Here is a 2,674-nt window from a genome sequence, read left to right as displayed (position 1 = left end):
GCTCAGGATGACCGATTAAAGAATTCATTTGATGGTATTTTCAGGATAGATTAAAATTTAGATAAGAAAATTTTCGAAAAGGGATATTAGCTGGGTGATTAATCATTATGTTTCAATATATCTTTTTTGTAACACAATAATTTGAGAGAGGGTGATTTATTGATCAGCAATAATGAAAATCAAGCCTCTCATACTTTAACCGCTGAATTTTCAAATCTTATTGAAAGCGGAAAAAAGAAAGGCTTCATCACTTTTAAAGAATTAAATGATGTTATTGGTGACGATGCGGTCAACATTGACAAGCTTGATGACCTCTATACGGCGTTGTCTGATCAGGGCATCGAAGTTTCTGATGAGGAGGAAACAGGGAAGGAAGATCAAATAGTCGCCAGCACCGAAGACCTCAAGCTGGAAGGAATTAAAGGTATCGGCGTCGACGATCCGGTAAAAATGTATTTGAAAGAAATTGGTCAAGTCCCACTGCTTACTCCTGAAAAAGAAGTCGAATTGGCAAAAAGGGTTGAAAAAGAAGACGCTACAGCTAAAAATGAATTGATTGAAGCAAATCTTCGCTTGGTGGTTAGTATTGCCAAGAGATATGTTGGTCGAGGAATGCTATTCCTGGATCTTATCCAGGAGGGAAATTTGGGATTAATTCGTGCGGTGGAGAAATTTGACTATCGGAAGGGGTATAAATTTAGTACTTATGCCACCTGGTGGATTCGTCAGGCAATTACCCGGGCTATTGCCGATCAGGCTCGTACTATTCGAATTCCAGTTCATATGGTGGAAACCATTAACAAATTGGTGCGTATTTCCCGCCAACTTCTTCAGGAATTGGGGAGAGAGCCGGCTCCCGAAGAGATTGCCCATAAAATGGGGATACAGGTGGAAAAAGTCAGAGAAATTTTAAAAACTGCCCAGGAGCCTCTTTCCTTAGAAACTCCCATCGGAGAAGAAGAAGATAGCCATTTGGGTGATTTTATTGAAGATCAGGGAGTGATGGCACCTCCTAAGGCAGCATCTTATACGCTCTTAAAGGAACAGCTCGATGATGTGCTCAATACTTTAACCGACCGAGAGCGAAAAGTCCTGAAGCTGCGTTTTGGATTGCAGGATGGAAGGCCCCACACCCTTGAAGAGGTAGGACAGATTTTTGGAGTTACCCGGGAACGGATTCGACAAATTGAGGCCAAGGCACTCCGTAAACTTCGTCATCCAAGTCGGAGTAGAAAATTACGCGATTATCTTGACGAAGCCGAATAAACCGTATATAATCCTTATCGTTGAATATTCCTCGGTAGCTCAACGGTGGAGCATCCGGCTGTTAACCGGAGGGTTGCAGGTTCGAATCCTGCCCGGGGAGCCAGATTGTAAAAGCCGCCTAGTTAGGCGGCTTTTTTTGTTTTGAGCTCAATCAAAATTTTAAGTATTAAATATTAAATAGATAGACCTCAAAAGCTACTTTCGTAGCACCAGATGACAATGAAAATAGTTGTATACCGATCAAGCTCCCTCTTTAGCAAAGAGCTTCCTTTATCCAAAAGGAGAGATATTTTTCATGTTTTTCTCACTTTTAAAGTCTCACAATTCTAATAGATTATCCAACTTATCACTCACTTCTCACTGCATTAACAGGGTAGAATTACCAATTGATACCTTGACAGCGGTTTTGGTGTAGACTAAAAAGATTTTAATGGTTAGAATTAATGTTAAGTTAATATTAGGTGGTAAACTCTTGAATGACCAATAAGGAAACCATCAAAGAGCCGGAGATTCGATTTATTTTCTTCTTTTTAACAGTTATTATTTTAGCTCTTATAACTGGAGGATATTTATATTATCATCATAATATACAAGCTGTTCAGGCCGCAAAAGAAATTGAACTCAAAGTTATAGCCGAACTAAAAGTTGAACAAATCCAGGCTTGGCGAAACGAACGCCTTATCGATGCTTCCATGAATTCCTCAGGGATTATCCGCAAGGAAATACTGCAATGGCTCAGGTCTCCCACTGATCAGGATTTAAAAAAACTCCTTACTAACCACTGGCAAGATCTCCAAGATAATGCCAAATACCAAAATATTATTCTCACGTCATCTACTGGAAAAATTCTACTGACCCTCGATTCCAGTGTAACCGAATTAGAAAGCGATGCTTTACAGCTGGTTAATCGAGCCATCGTAACTGGTCATGTTGTATTCGGGGATTTTTATCGGTGTATACAAAACGAAAGAATTCATTTGGATTTGACAGTTCCCATATTTGATGATAGTGAAACTCCCTTAGCAGCTCTCCTCCTCCGTACTGATCCCGATATTTTTCTTTATCCTTTTATACAAACCTGGCCAACTCTCAGTGAGAGCGCAGAAACTCTTATTTTTAGACAGAACGGCCAGGAGATTGTATTCCTCAATCGACTTCGCCATCAACCTGATTCCGTGCTTAAAACCTGTATACCACTTACAAAAACTGATAATTCAGCAGTTCAAGGGGTAATGGGGAAAACCGGAATCATTCGTGGTAAAGATTATCGAGGAGAAGAAGTTGTTTCCTATATTCAGCGAATACCTGATACTGACTGGTTTATGGAAGCTAAAATCAATACTGATGAAATATTTTCCGAGGCTCAGACCCGAGGTGGCTATATCCTTTTACTGTTTTCGCTTTTTGT

At 39.9% G+C, this 2,674-nt stretch carries 1 protein-coding gene, 1 tRNA gene and 1 pseudogene; all 3 read left to right on the top strand.

Annotated elements, in window-relative coordinates; translation table 11 throughout:
• Nucleotides 1–159 precede the first annotated feature (159 nt).
• On the top strand, nt 160–1,266 hold the full coding sequence (gene rpoD, locus PLK24_RS10485) for an RNA polymerase sigma factor RpoD (RefSeq protein WP_324478909.1): 1,107 nt from the start codon (nt 160–162) through the stop codon (nt 1,264–1,266).
• A gap of 28 nt (nt 1,267–1,294) precedes the next feature.
• A tRNA-Asn gene (locus PLK24_RS10480) sits at nt 1,295–1,369 on the top strand.
• A 373-nt stretch (nt 1,370–1,742) separates the two neighbouring features.
• Nucleotides 1,743–2,674 (top strand): annotated as a pseudogene (locus tag PLK24_RS10475) (cache domain-containing protein); the annotation flags it as partial.

Origin of the sequence: Atribacter sp. (assembly GCF_035418125.1) — a bacterium.
GTDB classification, from domain to species: Bacteria; Atribacterota; Atribacteria; order Atribacterales; family Atribacteraceae; genus Atribacter; species Atribacter allofermentans.
This window is presented reverse-complemented; position numbering and strand designations above follow the sequence as displayed.